Raw genomic sequence first — 23,983 nt, 5'->3', positions numbered from 1 at the left:
ACCTCGCGTGTGGATCAGGCCGTCGAGGCCTCGGCAAAGTTCCCTTTGTTTAAGTTTTGCTCATTCGCAGCGGGCCTGATCGTGCATTTCGCACGGTCAACCAGGGGCCATCGTGCAGGATGCGTCTCAGGCATGTCTGTCGATAGATACTAAGTTATTGATTTTATTGAGTATTTATCTTCTTTTGAAGCTGGCATGCAGGCTGCAATAACCCTGTTATCGAGGAGCGCTTTCACCGGCTTCCATAACAACATCACCACCAGTGTGGGAGGAGCTCCAGGATGAATCGCCAACGTCTTGCCCAATTGCGTATTTCCCCACTGCATGTGCAGCAAGGGCTGTTTGCCAGCCTGGCGCTGTTGGTGACGCTGATTGGCGGTCAGCAGTTCGAACGCTGGCAGCACGGCCAGCAACTGGTGGAGCGCACTCCGGTGCAGCACGCCACCCAGACCCATTTCAGTTCGGTGAGCAGTCGTCTGGCCGAATCCCAGCCCATGCACATGATGGCCGTCGACCAGGCTCAGCCTGTGAACGAGGCGCCCCGTCAGCAGCGTTGGGTGTTCTAGGCACCAAGGCTCGGCGCGCCGTACTTAGGCGTTGCGGGGTCGCAGCACAGTAACAAACGAGCAGCACCACCCAAAAAAGAGTAAGGAGAATCACCATGTTGAGCTGGGCAATCACATTCCTGATCATTGCCATTGTCGCTGCCGTATTGGGCTTCGGTGGTATCGCGGGCACCGCCACGGGTATCGCCAAGATTCTTTTTGTAGTGTTCCTGGTGATGTTCATCGCTTCGTTCTTCTTTGGCCGTCGTGGCCGAGGCTGACCATGAGCGTTTTGTTGAAGACATTGGCGGCCACGCTGTTGCTCGGTACGAGCGCTGCAGCGCTGGCGGCCAATGATGGCCAGGCGCGGGTCAACGAGCTGCTCAGCTCCGACCCGCAGTTCCGTGAAACCTGGCAAGGGGTTGTGCACAAGGAAGAGCGCTTGCCTGAATGGGTGATGAACCTGTCGGGCGATGCTCAGCAACAGATGAACGCCGTGGCCGAAGACGGTGACCAGTACCTGGTGGGCCCGCTCTGCGAAACCGCGCAGACCTGCTCCAGCCAGCGGCTGATCGTCGCCTTCAGCTTCGACAAGCAACATGCCTACGCAATGCTGGTGGATGTGCCGGCGGCCCTGCCTGCCGACAAGTCGCCCACGCGCCACGCCGATTACCGATTCCTCGGTAAGCCGGATGAGGGCATGCAGGCACTGTTGAAAGAACAGCTGAAGAAAGACCCGAACTGGTACTGAGTTCGCGATTTCGACCATAGAAGGAGGGGCCGCCCTGGCCACTTCGACTGTTGCACCACCCGATGAAGGTGCGTGCATGACCAAGGGGCCGGGATGTTCTGATCGATGCGAGATCGGAGTGACCTAGGGGTACAGGGAGTGCCTCCGCAAGGGCCGGGTCAGGAGAAAAGCTGCGGCGCAGGCTCCCAGGTCATGAATGGCCTGACGAGCTTGCGGCGTGCTTGAAAAGCCCCCTTCGTTTATAGCGACCCTTGTGGTCGATCACCTGCGCTTCCCGCCTCCGGGTCTGCCCCACAGACCGTATATCGAGAAACTTCTCAAGAAAGCGTGTCGAACTATCCGGCGAATAGCTAGGACATTTCTGCGCTTTCAGAGGCCATTTCGGACGTTCCCCAAAACCCCTGCATGCCGCTTGAAATGGCCGTTTCACGGCATTTACGTCTGCCGAAATGTCACATTCGAACCGGTTGGGACGACCGTTTTGTTTATGAAAACTCATGCCGATTCGGCATAGGGTAGGCGTTTACGGCATTAGACGCGCCTCCCTTGCATCGGAATAGTTGCGCCTTTTTTCGCCCGCAGAGAGCTGTAAATGCTCGCTCGGGATGACCTTATACGGGGGCCGATGCACAAACTTTTCCGCCATTGAGCGTTCCAGTTCGCGCATCAGCCCGAGTCCAACGCAAGTAAGGGTAATGATATGAAGAAGGCAAAACTAAGCCTCGCCTGGCAGATCCTCATCGGTCTGGTGCTGGGGATTGCAATTGGAGCGCTGCTTAACCACTTCAGTGCCGAGAAGGCCTGGTGGATCAGCAACGTGTTGCAACCGGCGGGCGATATCTTTATCCGCTTGATCAAGATGATCGTGATCCCGATCGTCATCTCCTCCCTGATCGTCGGCATTGCCGGTGTGGGCGACGCCAAGAAACTCGGGCGCATCGGCCTGAAGACCATCATCTACTTCGAGATCGTCACCACCATCGCGATCGTTGTCGGTCTGTTGCTGGCCAACGTGTTCCACCCGGGCGCCGGCATCGACATGAGCACCCTGGGTACCGTGGACATCTCCAAGTACCAGGCCACCGCGGCTGAAGTGCAGCATGAACACGCCTTCATCCAGACCATCCTCAACCTGATCCCGTCGAACATCTTCGCGGCCATGGCCCGCGGCGAAATGCTGCCGATCATCTTCTTCTCGGTCCTGTTCGGTCTCGGTCTGTCGAGCCTGCAGTCGGACCTGCGCGAGCCGCTGGTGAAGATGTTCCAGGGCGTCTCGGAAAGCATGTTCAAAGTCACCCACATGATCATGAACTACGCCCCGATCGGCGTGTTTGCCCTGATCGCGGTGACCGTGGCCAACTTCGGCTTCGCCTCCCTGCTGCCCCTGGCCAAGCTGGTGATCCTGGTTTACGTGGCCATCGCCTTCTTCGCCTTCGTGATCCTCGGCCTGATCGCCCGCCTGTTCGGCTTCTCGGTGATCAAGCTGATGCGCATCTTCAAGGATGAGCTGGTGCTCGCCTACTCCACCGCCAGTTCGGAAACCGTGCTGCCACGTGTGATCGAGAAGATGGAAGCCTACGGCGCGCCAAAAGCCATCTGCAGCTTCGTGGTGCCGACCGGCTACTCGTTCAACCTTGACGGCTCGACCCTGTACCAGAGCATCGCGGCGATCTTCATTGCCCAGCTGTACGGCATCGACCTGTCCATCAGCCAGCAACTGCTGCTGGTGCTGACCCTGATGGTCACCTCCAAAGGCATCGCCGGCGTACCGGGCGTGTCCTTCGTGGTGCTGCTGGCGACCCTGGGCAGCGTGGGCATTCCATTGGAAGGCCTGGCGTTCATCGCGGGTGTCGACCGCGTGATGGACATGGCGCGTACCGCTCTGAACGTGATCGGCAACGCCCTGGCAGTACTGGTCATCTCCCGTTGGGAAGGCATGTACGACGATGCCAAGGGCCAGCGCTACTGGAACTCCCTGCCGCACTGGCGCAGCAAGGAAAAGCTTCCGGCTGGTGAAATCAGCCAAGGCTGAGGCAATGACCTCTGACAAACCCCGGTTAATCCGGGGTTTGTCGTTTCTGCGGGCCCCGCTATCATTCGGCCCTTATTCTGGGGGGATTCTCTGATGCTCAACGGCCTGTGGCTCGGCTTCTTCATCGTGGCAATGGTTTCGGCCCTGGCCCAGTGGCTGGTGGGCGGCAACGCGGGCATCTTCGCGGCGATGGTGGAGAGCATCTTCGCCATGGCCAAACTGTCGGTGGAAGTCATGGTGCTGCTGTTCGGCACCTTGACCCTGTGGCTGGGGTTTCTGCGGATCGCGGAGAAGGCCGGGATCGTCGACTGGCTGGCCAAGGTCCTGGGCCCGCTGTTTGCCCGGCTGATGCCGGAAGTGCCACCGGGCCACCCCGCTCTTGGCCTGATCACCCTGAACTTCGCCGCCAACGGCCTGGGCCTGGACAACGCCGCCACCCCCATCGGCCTCAAGGCCATGCGCGCGTTGCAGGAGCTCAACCCCAGCGCCACCACGGCGAGCAATGCGCAGATCCTGTTCCTGGTGCTTAACGCGTCATCCCTGACCCTGCTGCCGGTGACCATCTTTATGTACCGCGCCCAGCAAGGCGCCGCTGACCCGACCCTGGTGTTCCTGCCGATCCTCCTGGCCACCAGCGCCTCGACCCTGGTGGGTTTGCTGTCGGTGGCGGTCATGCAGCGTCTGCGCCTCTGGGATCCGGTGGTGCTGGCCTATCTGATTCCCGGCGCCCTGGCCCTGGGGGCCTTTATGGCGCTGCTCGCGACGATGTCGGCGGCAGCCCTGGCGTCACTGTCTTCCATTCTCGGCAACCTGACCCTTTTCGGCCTGATCATGCTGTTCCTGGTGATTGGTGCGCTGCGCAAGGTCAAGGTCTACGAGGCCTTTGTCGAAGGGGCGAAAGAAGGCTTCGACGTCGCCAAGAGCCTGCTGCCCTACCTGGTGGCCATGCTCTGCGCGATTGGCGTGTTGCGGGCGTCCGGGGCGCTGGACTTCGGCCTGGACGGCATTCGCCATCTGGTGGAGTGGGCCGGCTGGGATACCCGCTTCGTCGACGCCCTGCCCACCGCGCTGGTCAAGCCGTTCTCTGGCAGCGCGGCGCGGGCGATGTTGATTGAAACCATGAAAACCCAGGGCGTGGACAGTTTCCCGGCCCTGGCGGCGGCGACCATCCAGGGCAGCACCGAAACCACCTTCTATGTGTTGGCGGTGTATTTCGGTGCGGTGGGCATCCAGCGCGTGCGGCACGCCGTGGGCTGTGCACTGCTGGCGGAGTTCGCCGGTGTGGTGGCAGCGATTGCTGTTTGCTATTGGTTTTTCGGTTGAGCTGATTCGCCGGCAAGCCGGCTCCTTCAGTGGGCTGGCTTCAAGGGGTTTCCACTCTATTGCCCTGCCCCACTGCCCATTCCACCACTTGCCGGGTCAGCGTATCGCTGGCCTGGCCAAACCCCGCCACCACCGCCGGAACCTGGCCTTCGCTCAGGGGCTGGCGCACTTCAAAGCGCCGGCTGGCAAGAATCTTCTGGTCGCTGCCGCGCACCAGTCGCGCATCCAGGCGCACCACCACCCAGGCCGCGGAGCCCTGGTATTCGGTCTGGAACGCCTGCAGCTCGCCGCCCAGGGCCAGATCGGTTTGCAGGTTACTGTCATCGGTGCTCAGCAGTTGCACCCGGCCGTCCCGCTGGAAGCCATCGAACAACCGATTACGCAGCAGGATCGGCGCCGGATCGCTCCAGCGGGAGGCCTTGTAGCTGCTGATCAGGTCGCCCTGGGGAATCACTGCGATCCGCGCACTGTTCAGGGCATCGCTGGCCTGGGGCTTGAGCAGTTGCAAGGACCAGGGCAAGGCCTGGCCCGATGCCTGGGTCGCGCTCTGGGCGGTGGGCAGGCGGTAGACGTCCAGGGGCTCGCCCTTGGGCAGGATCGAACAGGCGCTGGTCAGGGCCAGGCCGAGGCTCAGGGCCAGGGGGGCGAACGCACGATAGGCACGCTTCATGGCGTGAACTCCTTGTTCTTCTCGTTACCCAGCAGGTAGCCGCCAGGGTTGGCCTCCAGGCGCCGGGTGATGGCGCGCAGGGAGCTTAAAGTGTCACGCAGTTCTCGCACCGCTGGCGCCAGGCCATTGAGGCCCTGGATGCCGGTGTTCAGCGACTCCTTGTTGCTGCTCAGCAACTGGTCGATGGTGGCGGTGCTGCGCTCCAGGGAGTGCATGGCATGTTCGGCGCTGGTGAACATCTGTTTGCCCTGGTCGTTGAGCAGGCCGTTGGCGTTGCGCATCAGGGCGCTGGTCTGCTCCAGGGTTTTGCCGGCCTGCTTGCTGATGACCACCAGTTGCTGCAGGGCCAGGCGAATGTCGTCGCGCTGGTCGGCGATGGTCCCGGTGGTCTGCTCCAGGTTGGCCAGGGTGGTGCTGACACGGTCGATGTTCTCCGGCGAGAACAGGCGATTGGCGTTGTGCAGCAGCAGGTTGACGCTGGTCATCAGGTCGTTGCTGTTGTTCAGCAGGCGGGCAATGGGCGACGGCGAGGCGACGATGGTCGGCAGGTGGCCGCCCTTGCCCTTGAGTGCCGGGCTTTGTGGCGTACCGCCGCTGAGCTGGATGATCGAGGTGCCGGTGATGCCGTTGAGTGCCAGCTTGGCCTGGGTGTCTTCCTTGATCGGTGTGTCACCGCCCAGGCGAATCCGCGCCAGTACCCGGCGCGGGTCCTTGGGGTCGAGGCGCAGGCTGACCACGTCGCCGACCTTGATCCCGCTGTACTGCACGGAGCTGCCCTTGGACAGGCCGCTGACGGCCTCGTTGAAGACCACCTCGTAGTCCTGGAAGGCGCTGTCGACGCTGGACTTGGCCAGCCACAGGCCGAACAGCAAGGCGCCGGCCACCACAATCACAGTGAACAGGCCGATCAATACGTGATGGGCGCGGGTTTCCATGTCAGACCTCGTTGAGCTGTTGAGCGGCCTGGTACGCCGCGCGGCCGCGAGGGCCATGGAAGTATTCGTGAATCCACGGGTCGTCGGTCTCGGCCACCTGTTCGATGGGGGCCGCCACCAGCACTTTCTTCTGCGCCAGCACCGCCACCCGGTCGGTGATGGTGTAGAGGGTGTCCAGGTCATGGGTGACCAGGAACACACTCAGGCCCAGGGCGTCACGCAGGGTCAGGATCAGTTGGTCGAACGCCGCGGCGCCAATGGGGTCGAGGCCGGCGGTGGGTTCATCGAGAAACAGAATGTCCGGGTCCAGGGCCAGCGCGCGAGCCAGGGCCGCGCGCTTGATCATGCCGCCGGACAGCGAGGCCGGGTATTTGTCGGCGGCCGACAGCGGCAAGCCGGCCAAGGCCAGTTTGACCGCCGCCAGGTGCTCGGCGTCGCTGCGTGACAGGCCCGCATGCTCGATCAGCGGCACGGCGACGTTTTCGGTCACGGTCAAGGAAGAGAACAGCGCGCCCTTCTGGAACAGCACGCCGAAGCGCCGCTCGATCAGCGAACGCTGGTGCTCCGCCAGGCTGGGCAGGTCCTGGCCGAAGACCCGCACCGAACCTTCACTGGGCCGTCGCAAGCCGACGATGCTGCGCAGCAGCACCGACTTGCCGCTGCCGGAGCCACCGACCACGGCGAGGATCTCGCCCTTGTACAGGTCCAGGTCGAGTTGCTCGTGCACGCTCTGGGTGCCGAAGCGATTGCACAAGCCACGGACTTCAATCACCGCCTCGGCGGGCCCTCGGGCGACACGGCTCACCAGCTCATCTCCATGAAGAACAGGGCGGCCACCGCGTCGAGGACGATGACTACGAAAATCGACTGCACCACGCTGGAGGTGGTGTGGGCGCCCACGGATTCGGCGCTGCCGCTGACCTTGAAGCCCTCCAGGCAGCCGATGGCGGCAATCAGGAAGGCGAAGATCGGTGCCTTGACCATGCCCACCAGGAAGTGCTGCACGCCAATGTCCGACTGCAGCAGGGTCAGGAACATCGCCGGCGAGATCCCCAGGGACAAGGCGCAAACCACCCCGCCGCCGATAATCCCCGAGAGCATGGCGAGGAAGGTCAGCATCGGCAGGGCCACCAGCAACGCCAGGACCCGCGGCAGCACCAGCAACTCCATGGGGTCGAGGCCAAGGGTGCGGATCGCGTCGATTTCCTCGTTGGCCTTCATCGAGCCGATTTGCGCGGTAAAGGCGCTGGCCGTGCGCCCGGCCATCAGGATGGCCGTGAGCAGCACGGCGAATTCGCGGAGGAAGGAGAACGTCACCAGGTCCACGGTAAACAGGCTGGCGCCGAAATTGGCCAGCACCGTGGCCCCGAGGAAGGCCACCACGGCGCCCACCAGGAAGGTCAGCAAGGCGACGATAGGGGCGGCGTCCAGGCCCGTCTGTTCGATGTGCGCGACCACCGAGGTAACGCGCCAGCGCTTGGGCTTGAACAGCCCGCGGGCCAGGGTTTCCAGTATCAGCCCGACAAAGCCCAGCAGTTGCAGGGTGTCCTGCCAGATGGTGTCCACCGCCCTGCCAATGCGTGCAAGCAACTGGATGCCCACCGACTCTTCCGGTTCCTTGACCGGTACGCAGAAGTCGCTCAGGGAGCAATAGACGGTGTGCAACAGGGCGCGGTCGGCGGCGCTCAGGCTGCACTCGGGATGTTCGGCGCTGCGGCCCAGGCGCTCGGCCCCCAGCAGCTCCACCAGCAGCGAAGCACCGGCGGTATCCAGGGCGCCCAGGCCGTTGAGGTCGATGGGGGTGCTGTCGCTGTAGCTGCCAGTGAGCTTCTGCGCTTGGCGCTTGAGCTCGGTGTAGTGCGCGAGGGTCCAGTCACCCGTGATCCGCAGTTGCGCAGGGGTGGTTGAAGGATCCATCTGGGCACTGCCGGGCGTCGCGTTAGGGGTCATAAGCTCCGTGCTTGTATGGCTATTACGCAGTGGTAGGTAATAGCACGAACCGGGCTATTTTGCCTGGCTGGCGGCGCCGCTGTTTTGATCGGTGTCGGTGACTTTAAAGCGCAGCACGCCAATCACTTGCCCGTCCTCGGTCAGCACACGTACCTGCCAGCGCCCCACGGGGTTGGCCGGGAAGTTCTGCTTGCGCGACCAGGCCCGGTAGCCCTCTTTGCGCCCGCCGTGAATATCCAGGGCGATGCGGTCCACCTCTTTGCCGTTGAATTGCCAGACGTGATAGATGCGCTCGTCCAGCCCACGCGGTGCGTTGATCGCGGTGTAGGCGTAGACCCCAGTGCTGCGCACCTGGCTGGCGCTGATCTCTTCCAGGCCGTCGCCCGGCGTGCGGTCCTGCAGCTCGGTGCTGATGGCGTCTTCGGTCAGCCACAGGGTCGCCGGCGGTACCCAGGAGCGCAGCAGCCAGCCGGTGCCGCCGATGGCCAGGGTGATGCTCAGCACTGCTAGGGCGCTGCGCAGGCTGCGAATCGGGAAGATCGACGCCAGGCTGGGAAACGACAACAGCATGGCGATGCCCAGGGCCAGTTTGAAGCTCTGGGAGGTGGTCAGGTGCAAGATGATCGGCAGGGCCGTGAGCAGCGCCGCGAACAGGGTCAGGGTGTGCAGGGCAAGGAACAGCCAGCGCCGGGGTGCCAGCCATTTGTAGTACAGCGGGTCGGTGATGGACACCAGGGCCGCGGCGCCGAGCAGGCCGGTAAACACCAGTTGGCCGCTGTTCCAGCTGGTGGTGATGAAGAAGAACGGCAAGACGAAGAACAGGCTTTCCTGGTGGATCATCTGCGTGGCGTAGCGCAGCAAGGGCTGGGGGATTTCCCGCTTGAAGACCTTGGTGAACAGCTGGGTCAGGCTGTTCTCCAGCATCAGCCAGACCCAGCTCACCAGCATGATCACGGCGATCCAGGTGGCCAGGCTTTGCTGGCGATCCACCAGGATGAAACTGCCGACCCCGGAGATGAAACCGCCGAGCGCAATCACCCCTGGATAGCGCTTCATCAGTTCGAGCAGGCGCTGTATGTAGTGAGTCCAGTTAGGCATGGGGCGGGTTCACAGTCTTGGCAGGAAAAATCCGCGACAGGATAACGTCGGCGCGGGGTTGTGGCGAGGGACCCGGCGCCCTCGTCCGCCTCAGCGGTCCAGCTTGGCGTGGCGTCGCAGGCGCCAACCCAGCAGGGCCAGGCCGATCAGCCCGAGCAGGCCGGCGGCCAGCCACAGCACTTGCTCATCACTGAGCAACGGTTGCTCGACGCGCAGGTAGCCCGGTTGTTCGAGCAATTGCCCCAGGGCCTGGTTGGCCTGCTTCAGGCTGACCGCTTGCAGGCGTTTGGCCGGGTCGCTGAAGCGGCCGTTGTCGTAGTCGCCCAGGGCGCTCCAGTAATAGTCCGCCAGGGCACTGTTGCCTTGGGTCGCCCAGGCTTGCCGGGCAATGGCTGCCTGTTTCAGGCGTTCAAAGGTGGCCGGGTCGAGGCCGTCCTTGAGCAAGCGCGCCTTGAGCTCATCGATCACCTGCCGGGCTTGGGGCACATCGTCCCGGTCCAGGTCGGCGTTCAGGCTGAGAAAGCCTACCCCGCCGAAGACTTGGCGATCGCTCCAGGGCCCGTAGGACAGCTCGTGATCCAGGCGCAACCGCTGGTAGAGGGCCCAGTCCAGGTATTCCTTGAGCAGGTCGAAGGTCGCATCGTGTTGCTCGTCGAGCACCGGCTCGGGAAACAGCCAATGTAGCTTGGCGCCGTTGCCGACCCAGCCCAGGGTCAGGTTGCGCTCGGCCGCTGCGTGGCCCTGGATCTCCGGCAAGCCGGGGTGCTCGCGTGGGTCCACCGCCGGGAGCTGGCCATAGGTGCGCTCCAGGTAAGCGGGCAGCAGGCGGTCGAGGTCGCCAACAATGATCAGGGTCATGTTGTTGGCCGCGTACCAGTGCTCGCGTACGTCCTCTAACTGCGCCTGGGTCAGGTGCTGCACTTCGGCGCGCTCGGCGCATTTGAGCCCCAGTTCCACGGCCAGTTGGTTGCTGGCCTTGTGGCCCAGGTCCTGGCGATCGAGGAAGCGTTGCAGGTGTGAGTAGTGGCCGCCATCTTCGCGCTCGACCACCTGTTTGGCGGCGGCGATGGCGTTGTTGTCGATGTGGGTGCGGGTCAGCACGGCCAGCAGCAGGTCGAGGACCTTGCGCTGATTGCGCGCCGGCGCCTCGATGACGAAGGTGGTGTCGGCGTTACTGGTGTAGGCGTTCCATTCGCCCCCCAGGGCTTGCATGCGCTCTTCGAGGTTGCCCTCGTCGCCGCCGTCGATCCCGCTGAACAGCAGGTGTTCCAGTAGGTGCGGCAGTTCCTTGTCGGCGCAGCTGAAGTCATCCAGGCCCACCCCCACCACCAGGCGGATGGCCACGTGGCCGCGCTCTGTGCCCGGCTTGAGCAGCACTTGCAGGCCGTTGGGCAGCAAGTAGCCCTCGACCTGGAAGCGGTCCAGGGCAAACGAATGAGCCGAGCTCAGCAGCAGGCAGGCCAACAACAGACAACGCATAACGGGGTTTCCTTACGGCGTGCGTAAGTTCTACGACTTCGATCCATCCTGGACGTTCAGGGTGAATGGGTGATGTCAGCCATATCGTCCACGGCCAGGGCACCGGTTTCCGACGTTTCCAGGACCACGTAGGCGCTGCTGCAGAACAGCGAGTTGAGGCGCTTCATGTCGGCGATCAGCTCCAGGTGCAGGGAGCTGGTTTCGATGCTCTGGACGATCTTGCGTTGCAGCCGGCTGACGTGAGCGTGGGCCAGGCGCCGTTCCTGGGCGCGGAAGCGGCGTTTCTCCCGCAGCAGTTGGCGGGCACTTTCCGGGTCGGCGCTGAGGAACACCGACAAGCCGAGGCGCAGGTTGGAAATCAATTGGGCGTGCAGGCCGGCCAGCTCTTCCAGGCCGACCTCGGAGAACGAGCGCCGCTGGGAGGTTTTCTGCTGCTGGACCTTGCGCAGCATGCGTTCGATCAGGTCGCCGGCGAGCTTGAGGTTGATCGCCAGCTCGATGATCTCGGCCCAGCGGCGGCTGTCCTGCTCGCTCAGGTCTTCCCGGGGCATTTGCGCCAGGTACAGCTTGATGGCGCTGTAGAGGGACTCGACGTCGTCGCTGAGGTTGCGCATCTCCAGGGTGACGGCGGTCTGTTTGCCCTGCAGCACATCGAGCATGGCTTCGAGCATGTTGTCGATCAGGTCACCGATGCGCAGGGTTTCCCGGGCGGCGTTGGCCAGGGCCAGGCTGGGGGTGACCAGCGCGGTGGGGTCCAGGTGCCGGGGACGGGCACGGCCGTTGGCTTCCGCGCGTTCCGGCAGGAGCCAGGCACAGAGCTTGGCCATGGGCCCGACGGTGGGCAGCAGCAACAGGCAGCGGGCGCTGTTGTACAGCAGATGGAAACCGATCACCACTTCCTGGGGGCTGAAGTCCAGGCTGTCCATCCAGTGGGCCAGGGGGTCGAGCACGGGAATGATCAGCAGCAACCCAATCAGCTTGTACAGCAGGCTGCCCAGCGCCACCTGGCGCCCGGCGCTGTTCTGCATGCTGGTGCTGAGGAAGGCCAGCACCCCGCTGCCGATGTTGGCGCCGATCACCAGGCCAATGGCCACGGGCAGGCTGATCACCCCGGCGCCGGCCAGGGTGGCGGTGAGCAGCACCGCCGCCAGGCTGGAGTACGAGACCATGGCGAACACGGCGCCCATCAGGGCATCGAGGAGGATGTCGCCGGTCAGGGAGGCGAACAGCACTTTCACCCCCTGAGCGTGGGTAATGGGGGCGGCGGCTTCAACGATCAGTTGCAGGGCCAGGATGATCAGGCCCAGGCCGATGCCGACCCGGCCCAACTGGCCGGCGCGGGTCTGCTTGCGCGACAGGAAGAAGATCACCCCGAGAAAAATCAGCAGTGGTGACAGCCACGACAGGTCGAAGGTCAGCACCCGGGCCATCAATGCCGTACCGACGTCGGCGCCGAGCATGGTTGCCAGGGCCGGGGTCAGGGCCATCAGCCCCTGGCCGACGAAAGAGGTCACCAGCATCGCCGTGGCGTTGCTGCTCTGGACCATGGCAGTGACCAGGATCCCAGCGATAAAGGCCAGGGGGCGGCGGGCCATGTTCTGGCCGATGACATGGCGCAGGTTGGAACCGTAGACCCGCAGGATGCCGGTACGGACGATGTGCGTGCCCCAAATCAGCAAGGCGACGGCAGAGAGCAAATTGAGCAGGGTCAGCATACAGGGCCCCCCTGGGGTGAATGGCCCCAAAGGGGCAGATAGACAGTGTGGCGCGACGTTCTAATAGGTTTGTTTAAGCTGTAGTTGGCGAACGCCCTGCGCGCCAGCATCGCATAGCTAAACCGTCGATTGAAACAAAACTGTCATGAAAACAGCTTTTTACAGGCGTGAAAAAGGGGCCCGAGGGCCCCTTTTGGTGTCACGCGCGTTGGGCTTATTGGCCCGGAATGTCTTTGCGCAGCTTTACCGGATCTTGCTGTTTCTTCTTTTTCGCGATGGCGGTGCGCATCTTGATGTTCACCGCTTCCACGGCCAGGGAGAACGCCATGGCGAAGTAGACGTAGCCTTTTGGCACATGCACTTCGAAGGCTTCGGCGATCAGCACGGTACCCACCACCAGCAGGAAGGACAGCGCCAGCATTTTCAGCGACGGGTGCTTGTCGATGAAGTCGCTGATGGTGCCCGCGGCCAGCATCATCACCAGCACGGCGACGACGATCGCTGCAACCATCACTGGAACGTGGGAGACCATGCCGACGGCCGTGATCACCGAGTCCAGTGAGAACACGATGTCGATGATCGCGATCTGGATGATGGTGTAGAGGAAGTTGCCGCCCTTGCCCGAAGGCTCTTCGTTGGTTTCGTCTTCGCCTTCCAGTGCGTGGTACATCTCTTGCGAGCTTTTCCACAGCAGGAACAGGCCACCGAAGAACAGGATCATGTCCCGCCCGGAGATGCCTTGGCCGAAGACCACGAACAGGTCGGCAGTCAGGCGCATGACCCAGGTGATCGACAGCAGCAACAGGATCCGCGTGATCATGGCCAGGGCCAGACCGAAAATCCGGGTCCGCGCCTGCATGTGTTTGGGCATGCGGCTGACCAGGATCGAAATCATGATGATGTTATCGATACCCAGGACGATCTCGAGGGCGGTCAGGGTTAAGAAGGCAACCCAGATTTCCGGGTTGGTCAGCCATTCCATGTGTATTCCTTTGAGCGAGTGTTAGATCGCCCAGGGCACGATGGCCGGCCTGGGCGAAGAGTCGTTGCTTTTATAGAGTGCTGAACAGCGGAAAAATCCCCATCAGCAAGGCAGCAAACATTATGCACAGGCACACCAGCACTGCCCACTTCAAGGTGAAGCGCTGATGGTCGCCGAATTCGATCCCGGCCAGGGCCACCAACAGGTAGGTCGATGGCACCAATGGGCTCAGTAAGTGGACGGGCTGACCGACGATCGAGGCACGTGCCATTTCCACGGCGGTGATGCCGTAGTGGCTGGCGGCTTCGGCCAGCACCGGCAGCACGCCGTAGTAGAAGGCGTCGTTGGACATGAAGAAAGTGAACGGCATGCTTACCAGCGCGGTGATGACTGCAAGGTAAGGCCCCAACGCTTCCGGGATCACCGCCAGCAGGCTTTTGGACATGGCGTCGACCATGCCGGTGCCCGACAGGATGCCGGTGAAGATGCCCGCCGCGAAGATCAGCCCGACCACCGCCAGTACGCTGCCGGCATGGGCCGCGACGCGGTCTTTCTGCTGTTGCAGGCACGGGTAGTTGACGATCATCGCGATGCTGAAGGCCACCATGAACAGCACCGGCAGCGGCAACAGGCCGGCAATCAGCGCGCACATCAGGGCCAGGGTCAGGCCACCGTTGAACCAGATCAGTTTCGGACGACGGGCATCGGGGAATTGCGAGACGCTGATTTCGCTATGGTCGATCTCGTCGCCTTGCAGGTGCAGTTCACCCAGACGCGCACGTTCACGCTTGCCGTACATATAGGCAATCGCCAGGATCGCCACCACGCCCGCCAGCATGGCCGGGATCATCGGTACGAAAATGTCTGATGGGTCCACGTGCAAGGCGCTGGCCGCACGGGCCGTCGGGCCGCCCCAGGGGGTCATGTTCATCACGCCGCCGGCGAGGATGATCAGACCGGCCATGATCCGCGGGCTCATGCCGATGCGGCTGTAGAGCGGCAGCATGGCGGCCACGCAGATCATGTAGGTGGTGGCGCCGTCACCGTCCAGGGACACCACCAGGGCGAGCACGGCGGTACCGACCGAGACCTTCAGCGGGTCACCCTTGACCAGCTTGAGGATCTTGCGCACGGCCGGGTCGAACAGGCCGGAGTCGATCATCAGGGCGAAGTACAGAATGGCGAACATCAGCATCACGCCGGTGGGCGCCAGCTTGGTGATGCCTTCGAGCATCATCGGGCCGATCTTCGGCGCGAAACCGCCGAACAGGGCGAACAGGATGGGCACGATGATCAGGGCGATCAGCGCCGACAGGCGCTTGGTCATGATCAGGAACATGAAGGTGATGACCATGGCGAAGCCAAGGAAAGTCAGCATAGGGATACTCCAGGCGTGGCGCGGCTAGGGAATGGCGAACCGGGTGGGGTCAGCGCAGAACGGGAAGCGCGAGGCGTACGGGTGGAGTGGGTGCAACGAGGCGGGTACGAGCAAACATCAGAATCACCATTGTTGTTGTTAATTGGGCCGCAAAACGTCGAAACGTTCACAGTGGCCAACCGGTCTGTTGCCGGTAGTGGAGGCGATCCTAATCGGGGAAGCTTTCAGCTACCTTTCGCTGGTGAAAGGATTGGACAGATGTTCAGGTAGCCGATGAGCGGCATAAAGTGACGAACTTGGGGCTTCAGGGAGCGCGACACATGAGCGAATTACACCAGGGCGGTTGCCACTGTGGCGGGCTGCGTTATCAGTTCAGCGGCCCATTGCGAGACATCGCCCATTGCCATTGCTCGATCTGTCGCCGAGTCAGCGGTGGCCTGGTGACTACGTGGATCACCCTGCCCGCCTCGGCTTTCCAGTGGCTGCAGGGTACGCCGGCGCGTTATGAGTCTTCGCCAAGCTGCGTGCGTTACTTCTGCTCGAACTGCGGTGCGCAGCTGGCGCTGGTGACCAGCCTGAGCCCGGACAGCATCGATGTGACCATCGCCACCCTGGACCACCCCGAACAGGCACCGGCGGACCGGCACATCTGGACGGACAGCCGGCTGCCCTGGCTGCATCTGGATGAGCAGTTGCCGCAAGAGCCGCAAGAACAGCTCTAGCCCGGCATCGGCGGCTCGCTGGGGGGCGCCGCAGGCGGTGTGAACAGGCCCGCCAGCTCCGCCTGGGTCTCAGCGACAGACCACTGGCTCAAGCCCGGACGCCACAGCAAGCTGTGGCGCGTGATCTGCCCGGTGCTGACGTAGTGTTGCAGCTCAAGAAAGCTGTAAGGGCCGTATTCGACGCCGCCGACGTTGAGGTGATAGCGCGCCTGACTGTCCCTGGCATGCTGCGCCGCGGCCTGTGCTGCCTGAATCCTCGGGTTGAACAAGGCCTCCAGCCAGCCAGGGTCGAAGCACTCCGGGCGCAGCTGGAGTTTCTCGCTGTGGTGCAGGACGACTTCAGAGACATAGACATCGCCTTTTGAGCCGCTGATCGAACGGGTGATCGCCGGCAATTGATTTTGCGCCTGCTCGATCAGGGCTTCGGCGTGTTCAGGCGCCTGCTCGCGCAGGAGCCTGAAGGATTCGCTGCGCAGGATGGCGCTGAGCTCCCTGGGCAATGAGCACGCCGGCTCGGCTATCCCATTTTCATCGACCACTCTCAGGCTTTTGTAAGCGTCGTGCCCTAAGTACTCGAACAGCGCGCACAGCGCGGCAAGCAGTGCCGGGCGCGGCTGGCTCAAACGCGCCTGCACCCGCGTCGAGAGCAGCTGCCGATGAGGGGCCCGCAACCCGTATTGGCGAATGGCCGGCTCGGTGCCGATGCCAAAGGCCTCGCCTTGGTCCATGAACTCGTAGGCCTGCCCCGGGGTGCGGGTCAATTCGCCCAGGGCAATGGCTTGCAGATACAGGCGCAGGTCGCGCGCCAAGGCCAGGTAGTGCGCCTGGTCGAAGATCAGCGGATGGCAGTTGGCGTACTTGTTCACGTGCAAGGGACGCTGCTGTGCCTGCTTGCGGTAGTTGGCCAGGTAGTCGGGCAGGTCGCGCAAGGCGTTCATGGCAAAGCCGCTCAAGCGCATGGAGGCGACCAGCCGCCCAGAGACCTGACAATCGATGAATTGCAGGTCATTCGGGCGCAGGCCTGGCAGTGCGGGCAGGCATTGACTCAGCAGCTCACCGTACAGGCGCCTGAACTCGGCAGGTTGCGGCACGCTGAGCAGACACAGGTAACCGCTAGGGTTGGTTCCGCGGCCGGGTTCAAGCTCCAGGTTGGCCCAGGGCATGGCCTGTTCCAGCCACAGGCTCAATACCCGGCGCAGGTCTTGCGCAGTCAGGCCGGCCAACAGGGCGAGCAGTGGGTCTTCGCCTTCCTGTGGCGCCATCAACCCGCTGAGCAGCGGCTGGGCGTGGCCGCTCAGGTGCAGGTCGGCCAGGCCGTCGGGCCGGTATGTCGCGTACAGCTCGGCATGCCCCTGGCTGGAATAGCTCATGGGGTTCCGTAGGGCGGGGGTATTTTCGAACTCTTCCGGCAGTTCCACTCTATGACTACGGATGGTGTACTGGCGATGGATGCTACTCATGATCCATTTTTTCTCGCTCAGCGGCGGATTGGCCAAATCGTTGAACAGCATGTCGCCGAGCATCAACGGCAGGTCTTCAGGCTCCTCACAGCGACGCTGCGCGAGGTTGCAGGTGTCGAACACATAGAGGTCGTCGAACGGCCCCTCCGGGTTGTCGTCGTGCGCGGTCGTATAACCACGCCCGCGAGTTTCCAGCTCCATCAGTGCGGCGTAGCTTTGGGCCTGTGCCCGCTCCGGCTCGATGTGCATCGCCCCGCCGGCCAGTAGCAGATGCAAGGCGATACGCCCGGGGATGTTCTGTTCGGCAAGCGTCTGCCGGACCAGATCGCCGACCTGCAGAAACGACCCCGAACCGTAGCTGCCCGCGGCCGAAGCGATTATGACGATATTGATGCGGTCCCGGCTCACATTGAGGCCAAGACGCTGGACCTCGGCGTCTTGCGTGGGGTCGCAGGTGTGCAGGTGGTGCAGGGCCTGACGCACCCTGGCGCGGATCTGTTCGGCCTGGGTCAGGCAGTACAGGCGGGAAAAACCGCGAAGCCGATGGTATTTCATCGGCTCGATTCCCCAGTGCTTCATGGTCTGCGAGGTCAGGGGCGACCATTTAGCGACGTCGGGCGAGTCCAGCTCGGCCTCGGGGTCGAACGGGCCACTGATGATTTCATCGATCCGAAAACAGGCTTCGGGCTGCGCGGGCTCCAGACCCCGCTCCCAGACCTGGAAGTCACTCGGGTGGAACCGAATAAAGCGCGCCAGGGGGAAGTCGGCGAGGCGCTCGATGCGTTGCCCCTCGCGCCAGGAGGTGGCCAGCAAGCGCTTGCGCAGGTGCAGGCCGACCCGGCTGCCGGTATTGCCCAGCGCGATAAAAAGCGTGGGGCGAACCTCATACCCGGATTCGGTCATGCGTGTGTCTCCAGCGATCCATGCGGTTTGCCCAGAGGCGCCCGACGGGCGCCCCCCATCAGGCATTTCAGTCAAGGTAGGCGATCTGATAGGTGTCGGCGTCGATCATCACCAGTTGCACGTTATTGCTGCGGGTGTTGACTGGCTTGCCGTTGAGCAGCACCGACGTGTCGACGCGGTACACGCCTTGCGGCACCTGGTTGTCCAGGGTGATGGTGAAGGTGTTTTCGTAACCGCCGCTGCCGGGCTTCTCGTTGGCGACCTTGGTGCCTTCCTTGAACGCGGTGGTGGCGCCCGGCTCATACAGGCGCACTTCTTCCTTGATCTCGTTGACGGCCTGGCGGCTGCCATCGATGGCCACGATGTTGGACACCACTTTGATCGGCTGGCCGCGCTTGATGGTGCTGCCGGGCTGGATGCTGGTCTGGTAGCTGACCACCTGCGGCTCGGCAGGGGCCTTCTTGCCGCTTTTGCGGTACTGCGCCTCGACTTCCTGGGGCGACTGGGTCTGCACCGACTTGGCGTTGATCACGAAGCACACGGCGATACCTGCGGCCGTACCGGCTACGACGCCGACCCCGCGATCCTTCTTGCCGCTGACCGCTGCCCCCGCAGCGGCCCCGGCGGCGATGGCTAGACCGCACTTGAGCCAGTCGCTGCCGCTCCAGCCGGTCGGGTTCATGCTCTTGGAGTCGATGTTGGCACAGCTTTGCAGGCCGAAGATCGATACAAGGCCCAGGGCAAGCAAACGCTTATTGGGGGAACGCGGGTGCTGGGTCATGGATGATTTCCAAGTGATCGAAGGGAGGCCGGCGTCATCATTCGATGGTGGTCCGGTTCAGGGCCTGGGATTGCTGGCGCGTGGCCTGGTTGATGATGTTCTGTGCCTCGCGGTTGCCCGGGTCCATGTTGAGCACCAACCGTGCGACGGTGATCGCGCTCTGGTAGTCGCGACGGATCAAAGCCTTGCGTGCCTCGTTCAGCGAGCGGCCGACCATGTTGGCGGCACCGTTGTTCTGCTCGATGCGAGTGGTGGAACGTGGTGGCGTGCTGGGCTGCGGTGCGGGTGCCGGGATCGACTGGACCTGCGCCGCGGCCTTGGCTTCCTGCTCGCGCCGGGCCTGCTCTTCGGCGCGCTTGCGCTGGTCGGCAGCGTCTTGCTGGGCCTTGCGATCCTGCTCCTTGAGCCGTGCCTGTTCCGCCAGGTCTTTGTCGCGCTGAACCTGCTTCAAGCCGTCTTTGGCCCGATTCAACAGGCTCAGGGCCGCCGGGTCCTTGCTGTTTTTCTGCAGGACCTGTTCGGCTTTATCCAGCGCGCAGTTGTAGTCGCCCTGGCGCAGGCATTGCTGGCCAGCGAGCAGCACCTGCTCCAGGTCGCGCTGACTGTTGCGTGAGCCGAGCTGGTTCATGCCATAGAGCGCCAGCAGTGCCAGGACCAGCGCACCGATCACGATCTTTTTCAGCAGGCCCTTGGGTTTATCCGCAGGCGGTGCCACGGGTGGGGTCGGCGGGGCTGCCGGCGCGGGTGGCACGGGCTGCGGCGTGGCTGGCGCAGGGGTCGCCGGTAGCTCGAACTTCAGTGCGGCGGCCTTGGGTTCGACCACCGGTGGCGGGCTGGCGGGCTCCTTGGCGGCCACCGCCACGGGGGCCTTGGCCGAGATCGGCGGTTGCGCGGCGACGCCACAGTACGGGCAGTGTTTCACCGGCCCGCAGAGTGTCCGGCCACAGGCGCTGTTGGCGCAGGTAGCGGGAAACTCGGCGGCTTTGACTGACGCTGACATAGGGTTCTCGTCTTCGCTTGGTTCAGAGCGGTGGCGGCATGGCTGGGCCGCCCAGTGGCGGTGGACTGCCTGCCGCTGGGGCGAACAGGTGGGCCAACTCCTGGATCTGCCCGGCGCTGAGCCAGGCGGCCATGCCTTCACGCCACAGCATGCTGTCGCGGGTCACTTGCCCGGTCTGCACGTATTGCTGCAACTGCGCCGAGGTGTAGGGGCCGTAATTGGTCCCTGCGACGTTCAGGTGATAGCTGTACTGCACTGCCGCCACCGGTGGTGGCAGCGCGCCGCCGGCCATCGGCGGTGGCGCGGCAAAGCCCGGTGCCGCAGGCGCTTGGCCGGCAAACGGCGCCGCCACCGGCTTGAGCAGGTTCTCCAGCCAGCCCTCGGCGAAAAAACTCCTTGGTGACGCTGAGTTTTTCTTCGTGGTCGGCATGCACTTCATCGGCGTAGACGTCGGCCCGGGAGCCGATCACGCGCTGGCTGAAGCGCCCCAGGTAGCTTTCGGCCAACTTCACCAGCTCCTGGTCGCGGTCACCGGCCTGGCGCTTGAGGCGGGCCAGGTACTCTTTTTTCAGCAGCTCGGCAATCTTGTACGGGAAGGCCTGAACGGTTCCGAAGCGCCATGCTCGTCGATGCGTTTTTGCGCCTTGTAGGCACTGCGGCTCATGTCATCGAACAGGGCGATCAGCGCCGCGATCTGCACCTCCTTGAGGCTCAGGGTGCGGTCACGCACCTGGGCTTCGATGTCACTGCGGTGCACCGGCTTCAGGCCGCTTTGACGAATGGAGAATTCGTCGCCGATGGTGAAGTCTTCCTTGTCGATAAAGAACTCGTACAGGCCGTTGTCCAGGCGCTTGAGCACTCCCAGGGCAATCGCGTGCAGGTAGAGTTTGAAGTCCTCGGCGAACTGGCGGTACTGCTCCTGGGTGAACTGGATCGGCTGCACGAACTGGCTGATGCGCTTGTGCACATGCAGCGGGATCGCCGCGCTTTCCTTGCGGTAGCTGGCCAGGTAGGTCGACAGCGGGGTCAGCGCCGGCAGCGGGAAGCCGCTCAATTCGGTGAAGCAGATCAGTTTGCCGGGGATCCCCGACTCCACGAACTGGATATCGCTGGCGTTGATAGCCGTACCCTGTGGGAGGCATTGGCCGAGCGTCGCGCCGTATACGCGCTTGAACTCGGCATGGTCATGCACGCCGATCAGGCAGGTGTAGAGCTTCTGGCCGATATCGAAACCGCCAGTGAGGTTCAGCGGCACCCACGGCATGGCCCGTTGCAGCAGCTGGCGGAATTTCTCGCGCTGCTCTTCCGGGTTCAGGGCTGCCAGGGCGCTCATCAGCGGGTCGATGCGCTGCGCGTTCTTCGGCAGTTGCTGCACGGATTTATTGCGCAGCTTGAGCAGCAGCTCTTCCTGGCCCTCCTCGGTCTGCAACTTGCCGAACAGCACTTTCGAGCCGCCGAAATCCTTGAACGCGTCCTTGGCCCACTCGCGCACATCCGCGCCATTGGTGGCCGGCTCTTCGTTGCCTTGCACCGGCGCCAGGGGAATCAGGGTGGCGTGTTTTTCCTTGATGCTGGCGTCGATCTTGGTGATGTCAGTGTCGATGCGCTTGAGCAGGCTGTCGACCGCGTTGCGGCCATCCTGCAGGCGGCCGACGAAGCCGTTCCAGATGGCGCGACCGTTCTGGTCCACCGACTCCTTGCGGCCCAGCCACTCGGAGATCTCGCGCAGCAGCTGCGCAGCCTCACGGGCGGCGACATGGCGTACGTAGAACAGCAGGCTTTCGCGCAGGGTGTCCTTGACCTGGACCAGCACGGTGTCGGCTTGCTTGTCCTTGCCGCTCAGGCGTGCGAGCAAGCCTGAACCGGTGGTTTCCTTGAGGCGCTCGAACTCGCGAGCCAGCTCCGAGGACTCGAGTTTTTCCGACAGTTCCTTGAAGCGCGCGGCGTTCTTTTCCAGGGCCGGGATGATCCCGGTGCCTTCGTTTTCCAGGCGGTCCTTGAGCATTTCCACCAGCGCCAGGGTGTAATCCAGGCCGCCGCGCTCGTCATCGTCCAGGCGTCGGAACAGCTTCTCGGGCAAGGCGTCTTCACGCACCAGTTCAGCGATGCGCTTCTTGCGGTTTTCCTTGATCCGCACTTCGTGGTTGCGCTCGGCGCTGTCCACCGAACTGCCCTTGGTGTCGCGCTCCAGCTGTTGCTGGATTTCTCGCACGTGGGTCAGCCACTGGTCCTTGTCCGCCCCGCCGTTTTGCAGGCGTTCGAACAGGCTTTCGGTTTTCTGCTCGATCTGAGCGGTGATGCTGTTGTCGCCCTCGACCTGCAGCAGGTCGTCGGCGATCTGGTAGTGGGTGAACTCTCCCGTGGCCAGGGTCAGCTCGACGCGGGACAGGAAGTCCGGCAACTCGGTGAAGGTCCGTGGGGTGACGTTCAGTTGCTCGCGCAGGAACTCATCGCGTTCCTTGTCGGTCGGGCGATTGTCGTTGACCGCGTTATTGGCGTTGGCCACCCCGAAGAACGCCTTGAGCATCTGCTGCACCTGGCGATTGAGGCGAACGTGCTGGCGGGCGTCGACCTGGGTGTCGAGCACCGCCTGGCCCAGGGAGGAGTACGAGCGCGGGAAGTGCAGCTTGGTGTCGCTGCCGTAGTCTTGGGGCAGGCTCACGCTGTAGGAGCGGATCTTGTGCTGGTTCTGGTTGACCGCGATCGAGCGCTTCTTGTTGGCGAAATCCTGGGAGGTGAAGTCGGTGAACAGCGCATCCGAGAGCATCTCGTAGATGTCTTCCTGGTCGCTGGTCTTGGCCTGGGCGACGTTGCTGTTATCGATGATGTACACGTCGTCGTAGGGACGGTTGTCGATAAACAGGTTGTCGGTGGCGTCCCAGTGCTTGAGCAGCGGGTTGCCGCGCATGCAGGTTTCCAGCTCCATCAGCGCCGCATAGCCGTTGGCCTGTACGCGCTCGGCGTTGTACGAGCCGAAGCCGCCCGGCAGCACCAGGAACAGGTCGACCTTACCGGCGATGTTGTTTTCCTTGAGGATGGCCTTGGCCAGGAACCCCATGTCCAGGAACGAGCCCGAACCGGTACCACCGGCGGCGGAGCCGGTGATCACCACGCGGATCTTGCCCGGGTCGATTTCCAGGCCGAGCTTTTTCAGCTTGTCGGCTTGGGTGCCTATGTTGCTCAGCAGGCGCCCGATCTTGCTGCGCAGCTTGTCGCGGATGCTCGGGTACTTGTCGAAGAAGTACAGGCGCGACAGGGCGCGGATCTGCCCGGCCCCCTTGGACGGATCGATGCCCAGGCTCTTGATCTTTTCCGGGGTCAAAGGGAACCACTCGGCCACTTCACGATGGCGGTTGAGCTCATCGATGGAGTGCGTGTACTTGCTCAGGTTGAGCGGCTCGATGATCTTTTCTTCGGAGGTGAAGGCCACCTGCTCGGCCAGCACGTCGGTCTTGATCGACTTGCCGTCCTGGGTCACTTCACCCGAATCGAGGTCGAAGTTGACGAACTGCACCAGGGGGAAGTCGGAAATCTGCTGCACCTGGTTGTTGCCACCCCAAATGGCATTGAGGATGCGCCGGCGCAGGCGGATGTTGACCTTCATGCCTGTGCCGCCGAGGGCGATGAACAAGGTTGGGTGGATCTTTTCACTGACCTGCGGGGCTGCTGCCTGGCCGGAAGGTTGTGCACTCTCGTTCATCAGAAACTCCATGAGCCCGGGTGGGCTGGCCAAGTCAGCTTGGCAATTGATCCGCTATTGGGGTGAGACAGGCCGGGCGCGCAGCGCACCCCCGACCATCAGGCAGCGATGACTCAGCGCTTGGCCGAGAAGGTCATCAGCCAGGCAACCAGGGAGATGGCCGCAACGCCGCCCAGCGGTGCCAAGTACAGCGGAGCCAGGAACTGGCCGGAGTTGATCACTGCCAGCACTGCCATGGTCGCGACCATCAGCAGGCCGAGGAACAGGAACCAGCCGGAGGCGTTGGCGCGGCTCGGTGCTACTCGCTCACGTACGCGCCAGTTGGCGTAGGCGTTCTTAATCACGAAGAAGATGATCGCCAGGACCACCAGCACCGCCACCCCGATCAGGGCGTCGCGGCTGTCGACTTTTTTCGGACCCAGATCCAGGCCGATCGGCGACGGCACGCTCAAGGTGCTGTTGGTGGTGTTGGCCGGTGCTGCCGGTGCTTCGCTTTCAATCGGGGCTGGCAGGGTGCTGGTCTGGGCCATGTTCAACTTCCTTGGGGATTCTTGGGTGA

General features: G+C 63.2%; 21 protein-coding genes. 6 read left to right on the top strand and 15 right to left on the bottom strand.

Annotated features, from left to right (window positions below; genetic code table 11):
- The first annotated feature begins 281 nt into the window (after positions 1-281).
- The 5 genes from M1B35_RS02130 (at position 282) to M1B35_RS02110 (ending at position 4,651) form a co-directional block, all read left to right on the top strand.
- Positions 282-566: a hypothetical protein gene (locus M1B35_RS02130; protein WP_123328083.1), complete on the top strand. Its 285-nt coding sequence runs from the start codon at positions 282-284 to the stop codon at positions 564-566.
- A 95-nt stretch (positions 567-661) separates the two neighbouring features.
- Entirely contained in the window at positions 662-826 is a 165-nt protein-coding gene (locus tag M1B35_RS02125; RefSeq protein ID WP_003170804.1) for a DUF1328 domain-containing protein, read from the top strand.
- Positions 827-828: 2 nt separating this feature from the next.
- A complete protein-coding gene (locus M1B35_RS02120; RefSeq protein ID WP_123328084.1) occupies positions 829-1,296 on the top strand; it encodes an inhibitor of vertebrate lysozyme family protein in 468 nt (155 codons plus the stop codon).
- A 700-nt stretch (positions 1,297-1,996) separates the two neighbouring features.
- Complete coding sequence (gltP, locus tag M1B35_RS02115; protein ID WP_123328085.1) at positions 1,997-3,328, top strand: glutamate/aspartate:proton symporter GltP; 1,332 nt, start codon at positions 1,997-1,999, stop codon at positions 3,326-3,328.
- Positions 3,329-3,421: 93 nt separating this feature from the next.
- Positions 3,422-4,651: a nucleoside recognition domain-containing protein gene (locus M1B35_RS02110; protein WP_123328086.1), complete on the top strand. Its 1,230-nt coding sequence runs from the start codon at positions 3,422-3,424 to the stop codon at positions 4,649-4,651.
- A 40-nt stretch (positions 4,652-4,691) separates the two neighbouring features.
- Here M1B35_RS02110 and M1B35_RS02105 read toward each other — a convergent pair whose 3' ends face one another.
- The 9 genes from M1B35_RS02105 to M1B35_RS02065 form a co-directional block, all read right to left on the bottom strand.
- Positions 4,692-5,321: an ABC-type transport auxiliary lipoprotein family protein gene (locus M1B35_RS02105; protein ID WP_123328087.1), complete on the bottom strand. Its 630-nt coding sequence runs from the start codon at positions 5,319-5,321 to the stop codon at positions 4,692-4,694.
- On the bottom strand, positions 5,318-6,256 hold the full coding sequence (locus tag M1B35_RS02100; protein WP_123328088.1) for an MlaD family protein: 939 nt from the start codon (positions 6,254-6,256) through the stop codon (positions 5,318-5,320). Before M1B35_RS02100 ends, M1B35_RS02105 begins: the two co-directional genes overlap by 4 nt.
- Position 6,257: 1 nt before the next feature.
- Positions 6,258-7,061, bottom strand: coding sequence for an ABC transporter ATP-binding protein (locus M1B35_RS02095; protein ID WP_268261100.1), 804 nt, complete (start codon positions 7,059-7,061; stop codon positions 6,258-6,260).
- Positions 7,058-8,206 (bottom strand): ABC transporter permease, encoded by a 1,149-nt coding sequence (locus tag M1B35_RS02090; protein ID WP_268261099.1) that lies wholly within the window; start codon positions 8,204-8,206, stop codon positions 7,058-7,060. The genes M1B35_RS02095 and M1B35_RS02090 overlap by 4 nt, the downstream gene beginning before the upstream one ends.
- A gap of 54 nt (positions 8,207-8,260) precedes the next feature.
- Positions 8,261-9,304, bottom strand: coding sequence for a DUF5924 family protein (locus tag M1B35_RS02085; RefSeq protein WP_123328091.1), 1,044 nt, complete (start codon positions 9,302-9,304; stop codon positions 8,261-8,263).
- Between the two features lie 90 nt (positions 9,305-9,394).
- Entirely contained in the window at positions 9,395-10,783 is a 1,389-nt protein-coding gene (locus M1B35_RS02080; RefSeq protein ID WP_268261098.1) for a M16 family metallopeptidase, read from the bottom strand.
- A gap of 56 nt (positions 10,784-10,839) precedes the next feature.
- Positions 10,840-12,498: a Na/Pi cotransporter family protein gene (locus M1B35_RS02075; protein ID WP_268261097.1), complete on the bottom strand. Its 1,659-nt coding sequence runs from the start codon at positions 12,496-12,498 to the stop codon at positions 10,840-10,842.
- Between the two features lie 214 nt (positions 12,499-12,712).
- On the bottom strand, positions 12,713-13,480 hold the full coding sequence (locus M1B35_RS02070) for a TerC family protein (protein WP_268261096.1): 768 nt from the start codon (positions 13,478-13,480) through the stop codon (positions 12,713-12,715).
- A gap of 70 nt (positions 13,481-13,550) precedes the next feature.
- On the bottom strand, positions 13,551-14,858 hold the full coding sequence (locus tag M1B35_RS02065) for a CitMHS family transporter (RefSeq protein ID WP_123328095.1): 1,308 nt from the start codon (positions 14,856-14,858) through the stop codon (positions 13,551-13,553).
- A gap of 320 nt (positions 14,859-15,178) precedes the next feature.
- On the opposite strand from M1B35_RS02065, the gene M1B35_RS02060 reads away from it, so the two are divergent.
- Positions 15,179-15,580, top strand: a complete 402-nt coding sequence (locus M1B35_RS02060) for a GFA family protein (protein ID WP_268261095.1) — start codon at positions 15,179-15,181, stop codon at positions 15,578-15,580.
- On the opposite strand, the gene M1B35_RS02055 is transcribed toward M1B35_RS02060, so the two are convergent.
- From M1B35_RS02055 to M1B35_RS02030, 6 genes are all read right to left on the bottom strand, one after another.
- Positions 15,577-17,943, bottom strand: a complete 2,367-nt coding sequence (locus tag M1B35_RS02055) for a tubulin-like doman-containing protein (RefSeq protein ID WP_268261094.1) — start codon at positions 17,941-17,943, stop codon at positions 15,577-15,579. The two genes, M1B35_RS02060 and M1B35_RS02055, sit on opposite strands and share 4 nt — an antisense overlap.
- Positions 17,944-18,010: 67 nt before the next feature.
- Complete coding sequence (locus M1B35_RS02050; protein WP_123328098.1) at positions 18,011-18,724, bottom strand: hypothetical protein; 714 nt, start codon at positions 18,722-18,724, stop codon at positions 18,011-18,013.
- 37 nt (positions 18,725-18,761) lie between these two features.
- Entirely contained in the window at positions 18,762-19,724 is a 963-nt protein-coding gene (locus M1B35_RS02045; RefSeq protein WP_268261093.1) for a hypothetical protein, read from the bottom strand.
- A 22-nt stretch (positions 19,725-19,746) separates the two neighbouring features.
- Positions 19,747-20,154: a DUF4339 domain-containing protein gene (locus tag M1B35_RS02040; protein WP_268261092.1), complete on the bottom strand. Its 408-nt coding sequence runs from the start codon at positions 20,152-20,154 to the stop codon at positions 19,747-19,749.
- A 138-nt stretch (positions 20,155-20,292) separates the two neighbouring features.
- Complete coding sequence (locus tag M1B35_RS02035; RefSeq protein WP_268261091.1) at positions 20,293-23,424, bottom strand: tubulin-like doman-containing protein; 3,132 nt, start codon at positions 23,422-23,424, stop codon at positions 20,293-20,295.
- 113 nt (positions 23,425-23,537) lie between these two features.
- Positions 23,538-23,954 carry a hypothetical protein gene (locus tag M1B35_RS02030; protein WP_268261090.1) on the bottom strand — a complete coding sequence of 139 codons (417 nt, stop codon included), beginning with the start codon at positions 23,952-23,954 and terminating at the stop codon, positions 23,538-23,540.
- Between the last annotated feature and the right edge of the window lie 29 nt (positions 23,955-23,983).

Source organism: Pseudomonas morbosilactucae (genome assembly GCF_023241665.1).
Classification (GTDB): domain Bacteria; phylum Pseudomonadota; class Gammaproteobacteria; order Pseudomonadales; family Pseudomonadaceae; genus Aquipseudomonas; species Aquipseudomonas morbosilactucae.
Note: the sequence above shows the minus strand (reverse complement) of the source record. Positions and strands in the feature narration are given on the sequence as shown.